Source organism: Anaerococcus hydrogenalis (assembly GCF_002871895.1).
Lineage (GTDB): Bacteria > Bacillota > Clostridia > Tissierellales > Peptoniphilaceae > Anaerococcus > Anaerococcus hydrogenalis.
This window is the reverse complement of sequence record NZ_PNHP01000001.1, coordinates 72,590-91,723: the sequence shown is the minus strand read 5'-3', so window position 1 is coordinate 91,723 and position 19,134 is coordinate 72,590. Positions and strand designations below refer to the sequence as shown.

Sequence of the window (19,134 nt, the reverse complement as noted above, 5' to 3'; positions counted from 1 at the left end):
AACTCCTTATTAAAGTCCTAAATATTTTGATAATTCCAATGGCTCAATATATTTTCCATCTTTATAAGCTCTCATATTTCCACCAGAAACTTCATCAATCAAAACAACTTCACCAGTTGAAGCAAGTCTTCCCCATTCAAATTTAATATCATAAAGATCAAGACCATACTCAGCCAAAATATCTTTTACAAGTTTTGCAACTTTCTTATTTTCTTTAATTATTTCTTTGTATTCATCATGAGATAAAATATTTAATTCAACTAATCCATCTTCTGTGATTAGTGGATCTTCACGATCATCATCTTTTAAAGTAATTTCAGAATAAGCATCAAGATCTTGGCCTTCTGTTGCATAAAGTCCATATCTTCTCATGAAAGATCCAACAGCTTTAAATCTTGTAATAACTTCTAGACCCTTTCCAAAAACACTACATTTTTCAATTTCCATAAGGTTTTTGTCAAGGTCTGCTCCAAGATAATGAGTTTTTACACCAGCTTCATTTATTTTTTCAAAGAAAAATTTAGAAACTTTCAAACATTCAGCGCCGGCACCTTCTTTTTCACCAGCAACTTGGTTTCCGCCAGTATCAAAAACTCCATCTGTTCCTGTCATTGTGTCCTTAAATAGACAATAATATTTACCATTTTCTTCAACCAAATTTTTTGTCTTACCTTCGTAGATTGTATTCATTTTTTTTCTCCTTAAAAAATTTAACAAAAAATAAGCCCAGAAGGACAGGCTACGAAACCTATCCTCCTGGGCTTTTATCCCTCTGGTGTAATACTTAAAAAAATATCCGTACCGCTCGGTCTTGAAAAAATCAGATCCCTAGGTACACTTTCGCCCATTTTCAATGAGCCATATTCTTCGTTCAAGTTCATAATACCAAGGCTAAATTTAATTGTCAAGAAAGTTTTTTGATAAAAAATTTTTTTATTATTAATAACTTGTAAAATATGGTATTTGAGATAAGATAATTAAGAAGAAAAAAGAAAGGATTTAAAATGATTAAAAAGAAAAGCTTTATAAAAAGTATTCTTATAGGAATTCTTTTAATAACCACTATTTTATTTGGAGCAAAGTATTTTTCAGCAAAAAATGAAAATAAAATCGACAATAAATTAATCCAAAACAGAATTGAAAGTGCAAAAGAGCTTACAACATTAAAATATTATTACACAAATATGGGACAATTTGAAAATTCAAATAAGTTTTACGGTTATGACCTTCCCTTTACCCAAAAGAAATTTATAGTTTCTTACGATGGTGTGATTTCATACGGAGTCGATCTTGATAAAATGGATGTAAAAGTTTCTGGTAAAAAAATAGATATAAAACTACCTAAATCAAAGGTTCTATCCCACGAAATTTATGAAAATTCCCTTAAAATTTTCGACCAAAAAACATCTATTTTTAACCCAATCAAAATTGAAGACTATAATGATTTTGCAAAAACACAAAAGAAATCTATAGAAAAAAAAGCTATTGAAAAGGGAATATTAGAAAAAGCTGATAAAAAATGTGAAAAAGCTATAAAAGATATTATAAATATCGACAATAGCCTAGAAGATTATACAATAAATATTCAATTTAAATAAGGGAAATTCCCTTATTTTTTTATCTATTATTATTTTATGAGAGGTATTAAAATGAAAATATATTTAGGTTGTGATTTATTCACAGAAGGACAAAGATGGCAAGCATTAGAAATTCAAAAAGCATTGGAAAAAAAATTTTCTGATATAGAAATTTATAATCCTGCACAAAATCTAGAAATAAATGACAAATCAGCAGGATTTACAACAAATTATGATATTCTTTTGGCTGATTACGAAAGACTAAAAAATTCAGATATGCTAATAGGATTAATGGATACAAAAGATTTGGGACTTGCTGCAGAAATGGGAATAGCCTTTGAAAGAGGAGTACAAATCTTTCAACTCTATACAGATATTAGACTAGGTGGAAATGACAAAGAAGACAAATTTGATCCAATGAAAAAAGACATTTTCCAAAATGATTTCTTATATATAAACAAACTAGTAACAGGACTTTCCTACGTTGACAAAGACGGAAATAAATTTAAAAAACCAAGAATTTATAAAAGAAAAGAAGATTTGATAGAAGATTTAATTTTGTATATAAAAGAAAATAAATAAAAAATAAGGCTTGTTGTAAAGTGAAATGATTTCACAAAACAACAAGCCTTTTTGGCACGCCAAAGAGGAATTGAACCCCCATCTTAAGCTTCGGACACTTTTGTTTTACCATTAAACTATTGGCGCTTGATGGTTATGTTGGAAAATTGTATCCTATTTAAAAATCTTAAATCCATAAGGGTGTTTCCAAGTCCCGAATCTATATATAATTGTGCATTTTTATATTTAAATAATCCCTTATCATATTTTGGGAAATATCCCTCACCTGGTGCTAGCAAGGCCCCAATTATAGGAAACCTAACTTGTCCCCCGTGAGTATGGCCTGAAAATATTATATCCATACTATCATCTAAATTATCTCTTACATTTTTTGAATAATGACTTAAAATAATATTTAAATTTTCATCATTAGTCTTGTAATTTTTAAATGAATAATTATAATAAGAAAGTCCATAAATATAAATTTTTTCTTTCCTTATTTCTATATATTCTCCATCATTTTTTAAATATTTTATTCCCAATTTCTCAATTTCTTCTATAAATTCATCGAGCATTGGTCCTGCTTCTTCATGATTTCCACTTATATAATATATTTTTATCCCCAATTTTGAAAGCTCACTTAAAAAATTTATTGCCTTATTAAATTTTTTAACAACCCCATAATCGTTTATATCCCCAGTTAATATAATAAAATCAGGTTCAAAGTCTAGAATTTTTTTCTTAAAATATCCCATATTTTTTAAGATATTTGAGTGAAAATCACTTATTTGAGTAATTCTAATCTCATCTTTTATTTTCTTATTAACAATATCTACCCTTACTTCTTTTGCCCACTTACATTGGTAAAAAATATAGGACAAAAGAAGTAAGATTACTATTAATATTATTAAAAAAATCGTCTTAATCATCTAATTTTTCTATTCTTTCCATGAAAATTTCAGAGGACATATCTGATGGTAGGAGGTAGCCTCTTCTTGGAGAAAATGATTTTTCACTCATAGCTGGTCCATCAACTGATACTGATCTTTTAAACTGACTTGATGTTAGTCTTTTATAAAATGATTTGAGCCATTTTTTGATAGTTTTACTATCATAATCATCTTTAAAGGCTGCCTTTGCTTTTTGGTAAATTTCTTCTATTGAAGAATTTTCTAAAAATTCGTAGGTGAAAAAGTCAATTAGTTCATAAGGTCCTATTATGTCTTCAGTTTTTTGGCTAATTTTATCTTCACTTTCGTTTTTAAGCTCTGGTGAAATTGGAGTTTTTAGTATATCATCCAAAACTTCTTTCAATTTTTCATTTTCAGTTTTTTCAACCAAATATCCCACAGTATATCTCAATTCAGTTTTTGTTAATGATGCATTTACTACATAAGATGACATGTGATCACCGTTATAGGTAGCAAAACCTTGAGAAATTTCTGACTTATCACCTGTTCCAATGACTAGAGCATTTTCCATATTTCCCTTATCAAATAAAATTTGGGTTCTCTCTCTTGCTTGGGCATTTTCATAGGCTATATCTTGGGATTTTCCATCATGTCCTATATCTTTTAGGTGGATATTTACAGCATCTTTTATTACAATTTCATTTAATTTTATTCCAAAAGCTTCTGCCAATTTATAAGCATTTGATTTTGTTCTTTTGCTAGTTCCAAAAGCTGGCATAGTATATAATAGTATATTTTCTTTTGGAAGATTCATTTTTTCAAAGGCCTTGACTATAAATAAAAGAGCCATTGTGGAATCAAGACCCCCGCTTAGACCCAAGATAACTTTTTTACATGAAATAGCCTCCATTCTTTGAATCAAAGCATTTGATGCAATTTCAAAAGCATCTTCTACATATTTTTCTTTATCAGTTGAAATATACGGATATTTGTTAATTTGACCTAGGTCAGATGCATTGTTTAAATGAAAGTCCTCAGTTGATATATTCCTATTTACATCAAAAAAACCATTATAATCTGAAAATTCATCTCTATTATTTTTTATAATTCTACCATTTTTGCCAATAATATTTAGTCCTTCATAAACAAAGTCTGTTGAGCTTTCACCAAGGCCCGTACTTGAAAATAAATAGGTCGTATTTTGTGATAAAAATTTAATTTTATCTTCAGTTTTTTCCCTAGATCCTATATATCTTATTTTTGCACTTGGATTTAAAATAATATCAATATCATTATTAGACCTTGCATTTAAAGAATCAGGAATAATTTTATCTTCATTTCCTCCAACACTTAGGCTTATTTTCACCCCATCAATTTCAAGAAAAGACTTGTTGTAAATCCTTATATATTCACCTTTTATACTTACGAAGTCATTTTCAGGAAGATCAAAGATATATTTTTCGTGGTCTTTAAAATTATCCTTAAAAAATCCACCACAGATTTCACCTTCTTTTAACAAAAAGACCATATCAATAATTTTATTTCCTTCCTTAATCGGAAGACCAACAGAAAATAAGGTATCTATATTTTCAGAGAATTTTTTTAAGTCAAATAAGCTATCCAGACAAGAACTTAAAATATCATCATTCTTGTAACCATCATATAAGCTCGCTCCAGTAAGGCAAAGCTCAGGTAAAAGCAAGATATTTACAAGTTCATCATTTGCTTTTTTTACTACTTTTTTAATTTGTTCTCTATTATAAGATACATTTCCCACTTTGATTTTAAAATTATCAGCTCTTAATTTTAAATTTTTTTTCATAATATCCCTCGAATTTCTAAACTTATAAATATTATTATAATAGTTTTACAAAAAAACTGCCACAAAAAATGTGGCAGTTTTTATATTTTTTAAGATTATTTTTGATCTTTTGCTTTTTGAACTTCTTCTCTTCTTTTTTTCATTGATTCGAAGATTCCATCTACTAGAGCATCCATATCTGGTTCTTTTGCAGATTTTAGTGATGAAACTATATTTACTTGTTCTGGAAGAACATCTATTAATTTCATTTCTTCGTCTAAGAATTTTTCCATTTTTTCTCCAGCTGTAGGAGCCCAAGATCCGTTGTCCATTATAGATACTGCTCTATTTTGTACGTTAAGAGCTGCCATATCATGGATAAAGTCTTTCATTTTTGGATAAATTCCAAGGTTGTATGTTACTGAAGCAAGAACTATATTTGAATACTTAAATGCATCCGCTATTAAATATGAAACGTCTGTGCTTGAAACATCTCTTAAAGAAATATTTGTCATTCCTCTTTCAGCAAGTTTTGAAGCTAGTGCTTGAGCTGCATATTCTGTATTTCCATACATTGATGCATAAGCTATTAATACACCTTCTTCTTCTGGTTGGTAGCTTGACCATTTATCATATTTATCTAAAATATATCCAAAGTCTTTTCTCCAAACAAGTCCATGGAGTGGGCAGATATATTTAATATCAAGTCCTGCTGCTTTTTTTAGAACTGCTTGAACAAAGGTACCATATTTACCAACTATATTTGTATAGTATCTTCTTCCTTCATCTAACCAATCTCTATCCCAATTTACTTCATCAGCAAAAAGTCTTCCGTCATTAGATTTAAATGATCCAAATGCATCTGCTGAGAATAAAACTTTGTCAGTTAAGTCATAAGTCATTAAAACTTCTGGCCAGTGAACCATTGGTGCTTCTACGAATGTGTATTCGTGTTTACCAAATGAGATTGAATCTCCTTCTTTAACTTCTATATATCTATCATCTACATGGTATCCAAATTGTCTCATAAATAAGATAGCTTTTTCACTTGCGATTATTTTTACATTTGGATAATAATGTAGCATTAATTCGATTGCTGAACAGTGATCTGGTTCCATATGTTGGATAATCATATAATCAAGATCACGATCACCAAGTACTCTAGATACATTTAATATATATTCTCTTGTAATAGACCAGTCAACTGAATCTATCAAAACTGTTTTTTCATCCATCAAAAGGTATGAGTTGTAAGAAACTCCATCTATAGGAAAAATATTTTCGAATAGAGCAAGTCTTCTGTCATCTCCACCTACATAATATAAGTCGTCTGTAACTTTTCTAACTGTATACATATATTCCTCCTACTACTTTCTATCTTCTGGTACATCCATTTTAATGAATTGATCTTTACCTTCTCCTGAAACTGGTGAAACCCAAGAATCTGGTAATTTATCGAATGGTGTTCCTGGTTCAATTCCGTTTTCTGGATCTCCTTCTTCTGGATTATATTCATATCCAGAACCTAAATCTACATAGATTGGATTTGTAGGAGCCATTTTTCTTGGTTTAGATCTTTTGATTTTTTTCATAGGTGGTGCTGGTTTCTTTTCTTCGCCATTATCTAATTCTTTAATTAATAATGGAAGAACTTCCATTGCATCTCCAACTATACCGTAGTCACAGTTATTAAAGATTGGTGCATTTTTAGAATTGTTGATTGCAACTATTGTAGATGCATTTTTAATTCCCTTTAAGTGTTGTCCTGCACCAGATACACCTACACCAATGTAAAGATTTCCTTTAAATGTTTGTCCACTCATACCTACATATCTATTGATATCTACATATTTTAGTGTTTCTGCAACTGGTCTTGATGATGAAATAGCTGCTCCTGCTTGGTAAGCTAAATCTTCTATCAATTTCATATTTTCTTTATCACCTATACCACGTCCTGCTACAACTATTCTTTCAGCATCTGGTATTGGTGTGTAAGGATCAATTCCTACAGTAAAGTCATATCCGTCCTTTTTAAGTGCTGCCACAAGCTTTTTAACTGCTTCTTTAGGATCTCCCTCATAGATTTCTCCTTTTCTGACTCCGGCAATGGGTCCAGATTTTTTCTTAGATCCAACAGTTTTAACTTTTGGTGCTCTACCAACAGTATGAGCTCCAACAACAACTCTCATTATTTCATTTGTACCTTCATAGATTTGTGTAATCTTAGAATCTCTGTAGAATCTTTCAACATCGATACCTTTGATAAATCCAGATCCACCGTACATTTGTAATGCTTCATTTGTAATTTTTGATGCAAGATCAGATGCAAATTGTTTAGCCATAGCTGCGTCTGCAGAATATCTTTCGTGATTTTCTTTCATTTCAGCAGCAGAATAAATCATAAGTCTTGCAGCCTTTAAATATGTTGCCATATCAGCAAGTTTAAATGTATTCGCTTGAAGGTGAGCTATTGGCATACCAAATTGTTCTCTTTCCTTAGCATATGATAAAGCTGATTCATAAGCACCTTGAGCAATTCCTAGAGCTTGTGAAGCTATACCAATTCTACCACCGTCAAGAGTAGCCATAGCTATTTTAAATCCTTGTCCTTCTTTTCCAAGTAAATTTTCTTTAGGAACTTTTACATTATCAAAATGTAATTCAGCTGTACATGATGATCTAATACCTAATTTATCGTAGTGATCAGAACATGTAAATCCTTCCATGCCTTTTTCAACAATAAATGCTGAAATACCATGAGTTCCAATTCCTGGAGTTGTTACTGCAAATACAACATATGTATCTGCCTTTGGTGCGTTTGTGATAAATATTTTTTTACCATTTAAAATATATCTCTCGCCATCCAAATCTAGTTCAGCTGTTGTTTCAGTTCCACCTGCATCAGATCCAGCGTTTTCTTCTGTAAGACCAAATGCACCTATTTTTTCACCCTTTGCTAAAGGAGTTAAATATTTTTTCTTTTGTTCTTCAGTACCAAAAGCAAAAATTGGCCAAGAACCTAAAGATGTATGTGCAGAACAAATTACTCCAACACCACCATCAACTCTTGATAATTCTTCAACTGTGATCGCATAGCTCATTACGTCTAAGCCTTGACCACCGTATTTCTTAGGATAAGGAATTCCTAAAAATCCTAATTCTCCCATTTCCTTTACTATTTCGTCAGGAAATTCATTGTTTTGATCAAGTTCAAAAGCTATTGGTTTAACTTTTTCTTCAGCAAATTCTCTGACTTTTTTACGTAAAGCTTCATGCTCATCTGTTGTTTTAAAAAGCATATATTCCTCCTAAAAAAATATAATATCCATTTTTGTTTTACAATATAATTTTATATTGAAAATGTTTTTTTGTCAACACAATTTATTTTTATAAAGATTCTAAATAATGATAAAAATAAATTGAAATCCTTACAATTGTAAAACATTCATACTAAATATATATCCTGAATCGTTTTATCTAATCATTTTTTTAAAATTTTTTTAATTTCTATTTTTCATAAAAAAAAATAAAAATGAAAAAGTTTTCTAAATTAAATATTTAAATTTAAGGCATTATAAGACTTGTTTAATATTTAATTTTCTATTTTATAAGGTATAGTAATTTTAATGAAAATAATAAATTTGGAGGTTATATGCAATTTATAAAGAAAGTTTATGATAATATTTTTTGGGTTGGAGTCAATGATAGGGGTCTAAAAAGATTTGAAAATATGTTTATCCTACCTAATGGTGTAACTTACAACTCATATATTATTAAGGATGAAAAAAATGTTTTGATGGATGGGTCTGATTCTTCTGTAATTAGAACTTACCTTGATAATGTAGAAGCTGCTCTTGATGGGGAAGATTTAGATTATATTATAGTTCAACATATGGAACCTGATCATTGTGGATCTATTGATTTTATTCTTGACAAATATCCTAATTGTAAATTTGTTGGAAATCAAAAAACCATTAAATTTTTCCACCAATTTTATCCAAATGATAAATTTGAAGAAGATAGGTTTGTTGAAATTAAAGACGGTGACGAATTAAATATTGGTAAAAGAAATTTAAAATTTGTCTTTGCACCTATGGTACACTGGCCAGAAGTATTTATGACATATGAAACAACAGAAGGTTTATTCTTCTCAGCAGATGCTTTTGGATCTTTTGATGTACTTGAAGGTCATATTTCTGCAAAACACTATATCAAAAAACAGTCTTGGGTAGATGAAAATAGAAGATATTATATAAATATAGTTGGAAAACAAGGAAGAATGGTTACAAACCTTCTTAAAAAAGTTTCTGGCTTTGAAATTAATGCAATTTTCCCATTACACGGACCAGTTTATGATGATAAAGAATCAATTAGATTTATTCTTGATAAATATGATAAATGGGCAAATTTCAAACCAGAAAGTAAGGGTGTAGAAATTGTATTTTCTTCAATGTATGGAAATACAGAACTTGCCGCTGATGTTTTGGCATCAAAACTTGATGAGCTCGGAGTTGAAAATATAAAATTATATGATGTTTCAGACACTGATTACTCATATATAATTGCTGATGCTCACAAATATTCTAACCAAGTATTTGTTGCAATGAACTATAATGCAGGCCTATATCACAAGATGGATGCTCTTTTGAGAGAATTAGTTGGAACAGGATATCAAAATAGACATATATCTTTCATTCACAACTTCTCATGGGGTGGAAAATCTCTTGAACAAGCAAAAGAAATCCTTGAAAGTGGAAAACACGAATATATAGGAGAAGATTTTATAATAAATTCTTCTATGAAAGATGATCAAGAAAAAACTTTAGAAGATTTAGCTAAGGCTATTAAAGAAGATTTAGATAAGTAAAAAAATATTTAAAAGATGCGAGATTTCGCATCTTTTTTTGTACAAAAAAAGAGCATATTTATATGCTCTTAATTTTTTCAGTCTTTTGGTTTATCTTCATCTGGAATATTTTTATTATCGTATGGAGATTTGTAGATTGATTCTTTGGCGAATTGTTTTACTGCTTTTCCTGTTTTTAATTCTGAGATTAAAGTTCCAGGGCCTCCTACGCATCCTCCAACGCAAGCCATTCCTTCTAATAATAGTCCGTCTTTTCTTCCAAGTTTTGCCATTTGGGCAAGTTTTACACAATCAGCAAGACCTTCTGCTTTTTCAATTTTTACATCTAAGTCTGGATTTATTTCTGCAATTCTTCTTTTTACAGCTTCTGCTACTCCACCACTTACTGCATAATTTCTTCCAGTTTCTGATGCATCTTGCCAATCTTCTTCAATTTTTATTTCTGCAGGATCTATATCTTTTGCCAAGAACATTCCCATTAGCTCTTCATATGTTATTACATAATCGATTGTTTCTGCAACTTCTGGTCTTCTTGCCTCAAGTTTTTTAGATATACATGGTCCTATAAAGGCTACTTGGGCATTTTCATCCATTTTTTTGATATGTTTTCCTGAATAAATCATTGGTGTTGATGATTCTGAAATTTTATCATTTATTTCTGGGAATTTTTTCTTTACCATTAATTTCCATGAATAACAACATGATGTTCCCATAAATGGAATTTTTTCTGGTACACTTTCTACGTATTCGTGAGCTTCGTTTAAGGTTGTAAGATCTGCACCGAGTCCTACTTCTATTACATCTTTAAATCCTAATTTTTTTATTGCCTCTTTTATTTGAACAGGACTTGCCATTTGTCCAAATTGTCTTACGAATGATGGGGCAACTATTGCATAAACGTGTTCGTTTGTGTTTAACGCTTTGGCTAATTGGTAAATTTCTGTTTTATCTGAAATAGCTCCAAATGGACAAGCTGTTATACATCTTCCACATGCTACACATTTATCATCATCTATTTCTGCCCTGTTTAATTTATCACTTTTGATTGCTTTTACACCACAAGCTTCTGCGCATGGCCTTTTTGTGTGAGAAATTGCATTGTATGGACAAGCTTGAACGCATTTTCCGCATTTTATACACTTATCTTGGTCAATTATTGATCCTTTTGAAGTATAAGTAATTGCATTTTTTGGACAAACATTCACACATGGGTGGGCAATACATGCTCTACAAGTATTTGTAACTTCTACCCTATTTTCAGGACAAGCCTCGCAGGCAATTTTTATTACTGAAACGAGAGGTGGTTCATATTTTTTTATATCATAATCTTCATCATCAAGCCCATCAGTTATAGCACCTGTATTATCAGCTGTTCTTGCATGAAGCCCTACTCCCATTCTAAGTCTTTCACCCATTACAGCTCTTTCTCTAAAAATATTTTCTCTGTAGGATGCTTCTTCTCCTGGCAGTATTTCAAAAACTTCTGTTGCTATGTCATATATTGGCCTATTTTCAAATGCTATTTTCGCTATATGTTCAAAGGCCATTCTTCTAATATTTAAAATATTTATGTATGTTTCTTTCATTATCTATTCTTCCCTTAATAAATTTTATTTGAAATTATCTTCAAATGCCTTATCTAATATGTACTCCATGATAACTTCTGTTTTTGCATTTGTAAATACTTTTCCATTTACTATTACTATTGGTGCATTTTTTTTGTTTTTTTTGCACTCATCATTACAAGTTATCATTTCAATTTCTAGTTCAATATCTTGAACGTCCAATTCTCCCTTGTAGAGTCTATCATTAAATTCTTCTACGAAATCTGATAATCTATTAAATATTATATCAGATCCTAGCATAGTACATCTTGCTCCTGCACAAACTTCTATCTTCATATTTACTCCTTAATTTTTTTTAATAATTACTAATTATAATTATAACAAATAAAAACAAAAATTGGAATTACTTGCAAGGTATAGAAATTATAAAGCTTGTCCCATATCCATATTTGCTTTCTGCTTTTATATTATAGTTTAAGTAATCACAAATATGTTTTACAATTGATAGGCCAAGTCCCGTTGATTTCAAATTTCTTGTTCTTTGCTTATCAGCTACATAAAATCTTTCAAAAATTCTTGGCAAGTCTTCTTTTTTTATACCTATGCCCCTATCTTCAATTATTAGCCTTATAAATCTTTCATCTTTTTTATATTTTATTGTAATTTGACCATTTACTTTATTATATTTTATTGCATTTTCATAAATATTTGTGATAAGATCTGAAAATAATGATTCATGAGTTCTTATAAAAATATCATCAATTTCATTTCTTACTCTAATATTTTTCTTATCACTTATCCTTTTAAATCTTTGAATACTAGAGTCAACAACATATTTTATATTTATATTATTTCTTCCCTCTTCAAGATTTTCCTCATCTAATTTAGAAAGTTTTAATATATCATCAATAATATTTAAAAGTCTATTGCCTTCTTGATTTATAATTTGACCAAATTTTTGTATATCTTCATTTTTTACAAGTCCACTTGCAATTAGTTCTGCATATCCATTGATGCTAGTAAGGGGTGATTTTAATTCATGAGTCACATTAGCTGTAAATTCCCTTCTCATAATTTCAGCTTTCTTATTTTTTGAATCATCTATAACTACGACAATATAAGATATTATCTCCTCATCAATTATTGGGTCTATAAAAAGTTTTATACTTATTTCATCAAGGTCTAAATTTAAACTTTTTCCTTTTTTTAAAATTTTCATTTGTCTAATAGCTAATTTGTAACTGTTATCATCTACTAAATTATATAAATTTTTATTTTTATCTATTCCCAATAAATTTTTTGAAGCCTCATTTAAAATTTTTATATTACCATTTTTATCAAAATATATAAAACCTTCTTCCATCTTAGAAGTGATTTTTTCAATATTTAGTATTCTATCTTCTAGTTTAGAATTTTCTTCCATTAAAAGACTATTTGCATTTTTAAGATTTTCTATATATAATTTGGGATTTTCTTTAAAAGTATTAAATTCTTTTATATTATCCATCCTATCTTTAAAAGGATTTGTAAGACTTTCGTAAAATATTTTTGTAAAGAATAAGTTTATTAAAATCATAATTAAAATAGCTATTATTAAAAAATAAGAATTTTTCAAAATATATAGAAAAAAACTATCATTATAAAATTCTATTGCTAGTATTTTGTCTTTATATTTTTTCGCAAATACTTTCTTTTCTGATCCTTTTAGATTTTTTTTAAATTTTTTTACTAAATATTTATTATCAAATTCATAATTTTTAACAGAATTCTTATTAATTCCAGAATTATATAAGACTTTTCCATCTACACCTTTTAGTAAAATATCAAGCTTATAAGAATTTTTAAATTCCTCTAATTTATTTTTGTCAATATCTTCACAAGCAAGAAAGCTCAAGGAATTTTCTACAAATTCATCTTGAGCTTTTTTTGCCTTATTATATGAGAATAATGAAGATATTATAAAAATAATAAAAATAAATGAACCTGTGATAAAATTTATATTTTTATTAATTATTTTTTTCATATCTCTCCAAGTTTGTAACCTAAATTTCTAACAGTTTTAATGTTTTCTCCAGCTGATTTTAATTTATTTCTAAGACTTGCTATGTGGACATCTACAGTTCTTGTCTCTCCCTCATAATCATAGCCCCAAATTTTTAATAAAAAATCTTCTCTAGTAATTACATTACCAATATTTGCCATAAATAACAAGAGCATCTCAAATTCCTTAAAAGTTAAGTCAATTTTTTCACCATCAACTTTTACAGTTCTTTTTTTAATGTTTATTTCTATACTTCCATAGTTTAAATGCTCCCTATCTTTTTTCTCACTTCTTCTTAAAACAGCCTTAACCCTAGAAATTAATTCTAAAATTGAAAATGGTTTTGTAATATAATCATCAGCTCCACTTTCAAGTCCCATTACCTTATCATATTCCCCATCTCTTGCAGTAAGCATTATTATGGGAATGGATGAAAATTCCCTAATTTCTTTTAATATTTCCAAGCCATCTTTTTCAGGTAACATTACATCAAGAATTAATAAATCCACGCTTTCTTTTCTTACCAACTCTACAATATCCAGACCATCTTCAAACCCTTTAACTTGATAATCTTTTTCTGATAAGGCATATAATACTAAATTTCTAATTGCCTTATCATCTTCTACAACATAAATCATAATCTTGTTGAATAATCTGCTATCTTAGCTAACCTGTCCCCAAGTCTTTCAAAATATTTATAGAAAAGTACTTTTTCTGATAATTCCATAGGTGTAATTAGGTCTGATTTAGTTAGTTTTACAAGATAGTGGATACAATCTTCAAATAATTTATTATTAATTTCATCATCTTCTATAGTTTTTAAGGCAAGTTCATTATTATTATCTTCAAAACTTTGAATTCCATTTAAATTCATATTCTTTTGATTTTTTATAAAAGTTTTTACAAAATCCTTCTCTTCAGCTCTTAAAGGAAATTCTAAAATAATTTCAGCAGCTTGGGCTAAATGATTTGAAATTCTTTTGTAAGTTGAAGCAAGCTTTATTGACATTTGTAAAAATCTCAAGTCTCTTGCAACTGGTTGTTGCAAGGCCAAAAGATCATAGCAAAATCTTTCAATATCTGCTGCATATTTTCTAATATCATGATCAAGATCAATTATTTCTTCTAGGTTAATTTTTTGGTCATTTTCAAGATAAAGTTTAAACCTATCATAAGATAATTGAATCAAATCTGATATATTTTTTTCCATTTGTCTAATATTTTCTAAATCTTCTATATATCTTGTTCTCATATCAACCAAACCTTCCTGTTATATAATCTTCTGTTCTTTTATCTTTAGGATCATTAAATATTTTTTTTGTCTCATCCATTTCAATAACTTCTCCAGTCAAGAAAAATGCTGTTTTATCAGAAATTCTTGCTGCTTGTTGCATATTGTGAGTAACTATCACTATAGTATATTTACCCCTTAAATCTTCTAATAATTCCTCAATTGAGGCTGTTGAAATTGGATCTAGGGCACTGGTTGGCTCGTCCATCAAAATTATTTCTGGATTTACAGAAAGAGCTCTTGCTATACAAATTCTTTGTTGTTGACCACCGGAAAATGAAAGAGCATTTCTGTCTAGTTTATCTTTTACTTCATTCCAGACACTTGCAGCTTTCAAAGATTTTTCTACAATTGCATCAAGTTCATCTTTATCTTTAATTCCACCAATTTTTGGTCCGTAGGTGATATTATCATACACAGATTTAGAAAAGGGATTTGGTGTTTGAAATACCATACCTACATTTCTTCTAAGACTAACTACATCTACATTTTTTTTATTTATATCTTTTCCATCAATTTCTATAAGACCTTTTATATGACAATCATCAACTAAATCATTCATCCTATTAAAACATTTTAAAGTTGTAGATTTACCACAACCACTTGGTCCTATAAAGGCAGTAATTTCATTTTCTTTAATTTCCATATTTATTTTTTTTAAGGCTTGAAAATCTCCATAAAATAAATCTAAATCTTTTACATTTATTATAGTTTTTCTATTTTTATTTAAATTGGATTCATTATTTCCAAAAAAAGTTTTTAACCTTGTTTCATTATTTGTTAAATTACTATTTATATCCTTTGTTTTTTCCATTATTATCTCCTTATTTTATTAATGCTTTTGATATTCTTGCTGATACAAAGTTTAAAACTATTACAAAAATAAGTAATAGTACTGCAGTTGCATAAGCCTCATTCACATGAAATCCTTCTGTTGATAATACATACATATGAACTGCCATTGTTCTTGCAGAATCAAATAAAGATGAAGGTGTTTTCGCAACTGTTCCCATAGTATAAATTAATGCAGCCGATTCTCCCACTATTCTACCAGTTGACAAAAATATTCCTCCCAAAATTCCATTAATTGCTTCTGGAATTATTATTTTAAAAATTGTTTGAATTTTTGTAGCTCCTAGAGCTAGTGATGCATGAGCTTGAAGAGGATTTACATTCAAAATCGCCTCTTCTGTAGTTCTAATTATTGTGGGTAGAATCATAATTGCCACTGTCAAACATCCTGCTATTAATGAATATCCTAAATGTAGGGCATCAACAAAAAATAAATATCCAAACAAACCATAAACAATTGATGGGATTGAAGATAAAATTTCCGTTGCAAATCTAACAGCCTTTATCAAAAATTTATTTTTTGCATATTGAGATAAGTAAATTGCTGTAAATATTCCAATTGGCAGTGTCACAAGAAGGGTTATTATAATCGATAAAAATGTTGTAATAAGAGCTGGAATTATAGAAACATTTTGTGACGAATATTTAAGTTCAAAAAGTGATGGAGAAATATTTGGAATACCATTAAATAAAATATAGGCTATTACAACTCCTCCTGCAGCAAATCCTAAAATTGATAGGATATAAATTAATATTTTAAAAGAATTTTTCATCTTTCACCTCTACATTCTTGATTGATCTTTATCTCTGATAAAATTAAAAATTATATTTATCAAAAGAATAAATACAAATAATACCATACCTGTTGCTATGAGTGATTCTCTGTGAAGACCTGACGCATAGCCCATCTCCAAAACTATATTTGTTGTAAGAGTTCTTACTCCATCAAGCAAACTTTCTGGCATTCTTGGTTGATTTCCAATAACCAAATACACAGCCATGGTCTCACCAATTGACCTACCAATTGCAAGAATTATTGATGAATAAATACCACTTTTTGCGTAAGGAACCATAACTTTTCTAATAGTTTCTTCTTTTGTTGCACCCAGTGCAAGGGAACCTGTATAGAAAACAGAAGGTACTTGCTCTAGAGAATTTTTTGAAATATTTACCATAGTTGGAAGAATCATTATTGCTAATAAAATTGATGCAGTTAACATATTCATTCCTCCAGTTTTAAATGTTTTTGAAATAAATGGAACCAAAACCATCATAGCAAAAAATCCATAAATTATTGAAGGAATTGCTGCCATCAAATTTATAAGGCCATTCAAAAAATTATATGATTTTTTAGAATAATAGGCCAAATAAATTGAAACAGCAAGACCAAAAGGAACTGCAATTAGGGCAGAGACTAAAGTTACTAAAATTGAACCTAGAATCATTGGCCCTATTCCAAAAAATGCTGGTTTTGCTGTAGGTGCCCATTTTGTTCCAGTAATAAATTTTAAAAGTCCATATTGATTAACAAAATTAATTCCTGATTTAAAAATAAAAAAAGTAATTAAAATTATTAAAATAATAGACATTATGGCAGAAATCAAAAATACAATTTCACCAATTTTTTCTTTTATTGATTTCATTTATCTTAACTCTCCTGTGTTTGTAATCTCTCCTTTATAAATATCTCTAAGTTGTTTTAAACTTAAGTTATTTATCTCTTTATTATCCTTATTTACAATAATTGCAATTCCATCAATTGCAAAAACTTCAGATGAAAGATTTTTATCTTCTAGCTTATTTGAAATCATAGCTATATCAACCACTCCATCTTTTACATTTTTAAGTCCTGTAAGAGATTCATTCGATAAAACTTCAACTTCAACATCTTTATTTAATTTTTCATAATTTTCTGCAAGTTTTTCAACAACTGAACTAAGAGAAGATGATCCAGTTATAGTTAATTTTCCTTTTAGATTTTTTGATTTATATTCTTTTTCATTTGTAATAGCAAGAAGTCCATCTTCTTCAATTAGTTTTTTTGCACTTTTACTTTTTACATAAGTCAAAAAATCTTTTGACAAATCTGTTAATGCATCTTTTTTGTAAGCAAGTCCAAAAGGCCTTTGCAATTTATAGGCTCCACTTTCAATACTATCTTTATTTGGACTAATTCCATCAATTTTTACAGCTTTTACACTATCATCCAAAGCTGTAAGAGATACATAAGCAATTGCAGTCTTATCTACTCCAACTGCTTTCAAAACTCCATTTGTAGAATTAATTACCATAGAATTATCTGTAGTCATATCTTCGTGATTTCCTTTTTCATCTTCTTTTACCAATCCAACTTGTTCAACAAAACTTTTTCTAGTTCCTGAACCATCTTCCCTACTTGTAACTGTAAGGTCAAAATTTTTACCATCTATAACATTATTTTGATTTTTACCTGAACATGAGCTTAGTAAAATTAATGTCGATAGAATTAAAAATAATTTTTTTACCATAAAAACTCCTTTGTTTCTTTCTCTACATAATAATATTAAATACATGTATCAAATAAATAAATCTTATGTAAAATATATGTAAAGTTTGTAAATAATAAAAATAAGCTCAAAGGAAGTTTTCCTCTAAGCTTATTTTAACAATTATTTGCTTAATTCAGATGTATTTTTAACTTTTCCTGAGAAGATTTCTTTTAATTGGTCTTTTGTTAAATCATTTATTTTTGTATCATCCTTATTAACTACAACAGCTATTCCATCTTTTGCTAATACTTCAACTTGTAATTTATCTTTTTCTTCATCTTTCAATTCTCTTGATGCCATAGCAATTTGACTTACATCTGAAATTGTAGATTCAATTCCTGCTGATGATCCTGTTGATTGGATTTCTATATTCGCATCTGGATTTACATCCTTATATTTTTCTACAAGTTTTTCCATAAGTGGTGTAACTGATGTAGATCCAGCTATTGTTAAATTTCCTTTAACTTTTTTAGCCTTGTAGTCTTTTGCTTCAACTTTGATGTATCCTTCTTTGCTTACAATTTCTTGGGCATCCTTACTTAAAACAAATGCCAAAAAGTCTTTTGCCAAATCATCAAGCTTATCTTCTTTAAAAGCAAGATTAAAAGGTCTTTGAAGTGTATAATCACCAGATTCTATATTTTCTTCAGTAGCTTCTGCCCCATCAACTTTTACTTTTTGTACATTATCATTTACAGATCCCAATGATACATATCCAATTGCTGAAGGATCTTGTGATACAGTTTGCATTACTCCATTTGTTGAATTTTGTACAACTGCTTCATCAGTTGTCAAATCTTTCTTTTCTCCATCTTTTTCTTCTTCAAGGCCTACAAGTTCAATAAAAGCTCCCCTTGTTCCAGAACCATCTTCTCTTGAAACAACAGTTATATCAAAATCTTCTTGGTCAGACTTTGCTGTATCCCCATCTTTTTTCTCATTAGCAGTACTTGCACTTTCAGTTGGATTTGATCCGTTTGATCCATCATTTGCCTTATTATCCTTATTTCCACAAGCTGACAAAATCATAGACAAAGAAAGTGCAGCAACTATAATTTTTGAATTTTTAATTTTCATCATTTACTCCTTTAATATTTTTAACTTCATTATAAATAATAGAGCTTATTTATTTTAAAATGA

General features: G+C 29.0%; 18 protein-coding genes and 1 tRNA gene. 3 read left to right on the top strand and 16 right to left on the bottom strand.

Going from position 1 to position 19,134, the window contains the following annotated elements; genetic code table 11:
• Positions 1 to 9: 9 nt before the first annotated feature.
• Positions 10 to 690, bottom strand: coding sequence for a phosphoribosylaminoimidazolesuccinocarboxamide synthase (locus CJ192_RS00450; RefSeq protein WP_004814644.1), 681 nt, complete (start codon positions 688 to 690; stop codon positions 10 to 12).
• A gap of 314 nt (positions 691 to 1,004) precedes the next feature.
• Between CJ192_RS00450 and CJ192_RS00445 the strand changes: the two genes are divergently transcribed.
• Positions 1,005 to 1,598, top strand: coding sequence for a DUF4230 domain-containing protein (locus CJ192_RS00445; protein WP_102197346.1), 594 nt, complete (start codon positions 1,005 to 1,007; stop codon positions 1,596 to 1,598).
• Positions 1,599 to 1,649: 51 nt separating this feature from the next.
• Entirely contained in the window at positions 1,650 to 2,159 is a 510-nt protein-coding gene (locus tag CJ192_RS00440; protein WP_102197345.1) for a nucleoside 2-deoxyribosyltransferase, read from the top strand.
• Between the two features lie 52 nt (positions 2,160 to 2,211).
• On the opposite strand, the gene CJ192_RS00435 is transcribed toward CJ192_RS00440, so the two are convergent.
• The 5 genes from CJ192_RS00435 to CJ192_RS00415 form a co-directional block, all read right to left on the bottom strand.
• Positions 2,212 to 2,285: transfer RNA gene (locus tag CJ192_RS00435), tRNA-Arg, on the bottom strand.
• A complete protein-coding gene (locus tag CJ192_RS00430) occupies positions 2,276 to 3,067 on the bottom strand; it encodes a metallophosphoesterase (protein ID WP_102197344.1) in 792 nt (263 codons plus the stop codon). Before CJ192_RS00430 ends, CJ192_RS00435 begins: the two co-directional genes overlap by 10 nt.
• A complete protein-coding gene (gene nadE, locus CJ192_RS00425; RefSeq protein ID WP_102197343.1) occupies positions 3,060 to 4,871 on the bottom strand; it encodes an NAD(+) synthase in 1,812 nt (603 codons plus the stop codon). Before nadE ends, CJ192_RS00430 begins: the two co-directional genes overlap by 8 nt.
• Positions 4,872 to 4,966: 95 nt before the next feature.
• Positions 4,967 to 6,205, bottom strand: coding sequence for an FprA family A-type flavoprotein (locus CJ192_RS00420; RefSeq protein WP_102197342.1), 1,239 nt, complete (start codon positions 6,203 to 6,205; stop codon positions 4,967 to 4,969).
• 12 nt (positions 6,206 to 6,217) lie between these two features.
• The gene (locus tag CJ192_RS00415; RefSeq protein WP_004814535.1) at positions 6,218 to 8,149 is read right to left on the bottom strand and encodes an acyl-CoA dehydrogenase family protein; all 1,932 of its coding nucleotides are present in this window, start codon (positions 8,147 to 8,149) and stop codon (positions 6,218 to 6,220) included.
• A gap of 353 nt (positions 8,150 to 8,502) precedes the next feature.
• Between CJ192_RS00415 and CJ192_RS00410 the strand changes: the two genes are divergently transcribed.
• On the top strand, positions 8,503 to 9,717 hold the full coding sequence (locus tag CJ192_RS00410) for an FprA family A-type flavoprotein (protein ID WP_102197341.1): 1,215 nt from the start codon (positions 8,503 to 8,505) through the stop codon (positions 9,715 to 9,717).
• A 77-nt stretch (positions 9,718 to 9,794) separates the two neighbouring features.
• Here CJ192_RS00410 and CJ192_RS00405 read toward each other — a convergent pair whose 3' ends face one another.
• From CJ192_RS00405 to CJ192_RS00360, 10 genes are all read right to left on the bottom strand, one after another.
• Complete coding sequence (locus CJ192_RS00405; protein ID WP_004817153.1) at positions 9,795 to 11,303, bottom strand: 4Fe-4S dicluster domain-containing protein; 1,509 nt, start codon at positions 11,301 to 11,303, stop codon at positions 9,795 to 9,797.
• Between the two features lie 24 nt (positions 11,304 to 11,327).
• Positions 11,328 to 11,618, bottom strand: a complete 291-nt coding sequence (locus CJ192_RS00400) for a (2Fe-2S) ferredoxin domain-containing protein (RefSeq protein ID WP_102197340.1) — start codon at positions 11,616 to 11,618, stop codon at positions 11,328 to 11,330.
• A gap of 67 nt (positions 11,619 to 11,685) precedes the next feature.
• On the bottom strand, positions 11,686 to 13,305 hold the full coding sequence (locus CJ192_RS00395) for a sensor histidine kinase (protein ID WP_244897257.1): 1,620 nt from the start codon (positions 13,303 to 13,305) through the stop codon (positions 11,686 to 11,688).
• On the bottom strand, positions 13,302 to 13,961 hold the full coding sequence (locus CJ192_RS00390; RefSeq protein WP_004817115.1) for a response regulator transcription factor: 660 nt from the start codon (positions 13,959 to 13,961) through the stop codon (positions 13,302 to 13,304). Before CJ192_RS00390 ends, CJ192_RS00395 begins: the two co-directional genes overlap by 4 nt.
• On the bottom strand, positions 13,958 to 14,575 hold the full coding sequence (locus tag CJ192_RS00385; protein WP_004817168.1) for a phosphate signaling complex PhoU family protein: 618 nt from the start codon (positions 14,573 to 14,575) through the stop codon (positions 13,958 to 13,960). Before CJ192_RS00385 ends, CJ192_RS00390 begins: the two co-directional genes overlap by 4 nt.
• Before the next feature lies 1 nt (position 14,576).
• A complete protein-coding gene (gene pstB, locus CJ192_RS00380; RefSeq protein ID WP_004817141.1) occupies positions 14,577 to 15,428 on the bottom strand; it encodes a phosphate ABC transporter ATP-binding protein PstB in 852 nt (283 codons plus the stop codon).
• A gap of 10 nt (positions 15,429 to 15,438) precedes the next feature.
• Positions 15,439 to 16,239 (bottom strand): phosphate ABC transporter permease PstA, encoded by an 801-nt coding sequence (gene pstA, locus CJ192_RS00375; protein ID WP_004817082.1) that lies wholly within the window; start codon positions 16,237 to 16,239, stop codon positions 15,439 to 15,441.
• Positions 16,240 to 16,248: 9 nt separating this feature from the next.
• Positions 16,249 to 17,109, bottom strand: coding sequence for a phosphate ABC transporter permease subunit PstC (gene pstC, locus CJ192_RS00370; protein ID WP_004817100.1), 861 nt, complete (start codon positions 17,107 to 17,109; stop codon positions 16,249 to 16,251).
• Positions 17,110 to 17,973, bottom strand: coding sequence for a substrate-binding domain-containing protein (locus tag CJ192_RS00365; protein ID WP_102197339.1), 864 nt, complete (start codon positions 17,971 to 17,973; stop codon positions 17,110 to 17,112).
• 141 nt (positions 17,974 to 18,114) lie between these two features.
• On the bottom strand, positions 18,115 to 19,071 hold the full coding sequence (locus CJ192_RS00360) for a substrate-binding domain-containing protein (protein WP_102197338.1): 957 nt from the start codon (positions 19,069 to 19,071) through the stop codon (positions 18,115 to 18,117).
• Positions 19,072 to 19,134: the final 63 nt, after the last annotated feature.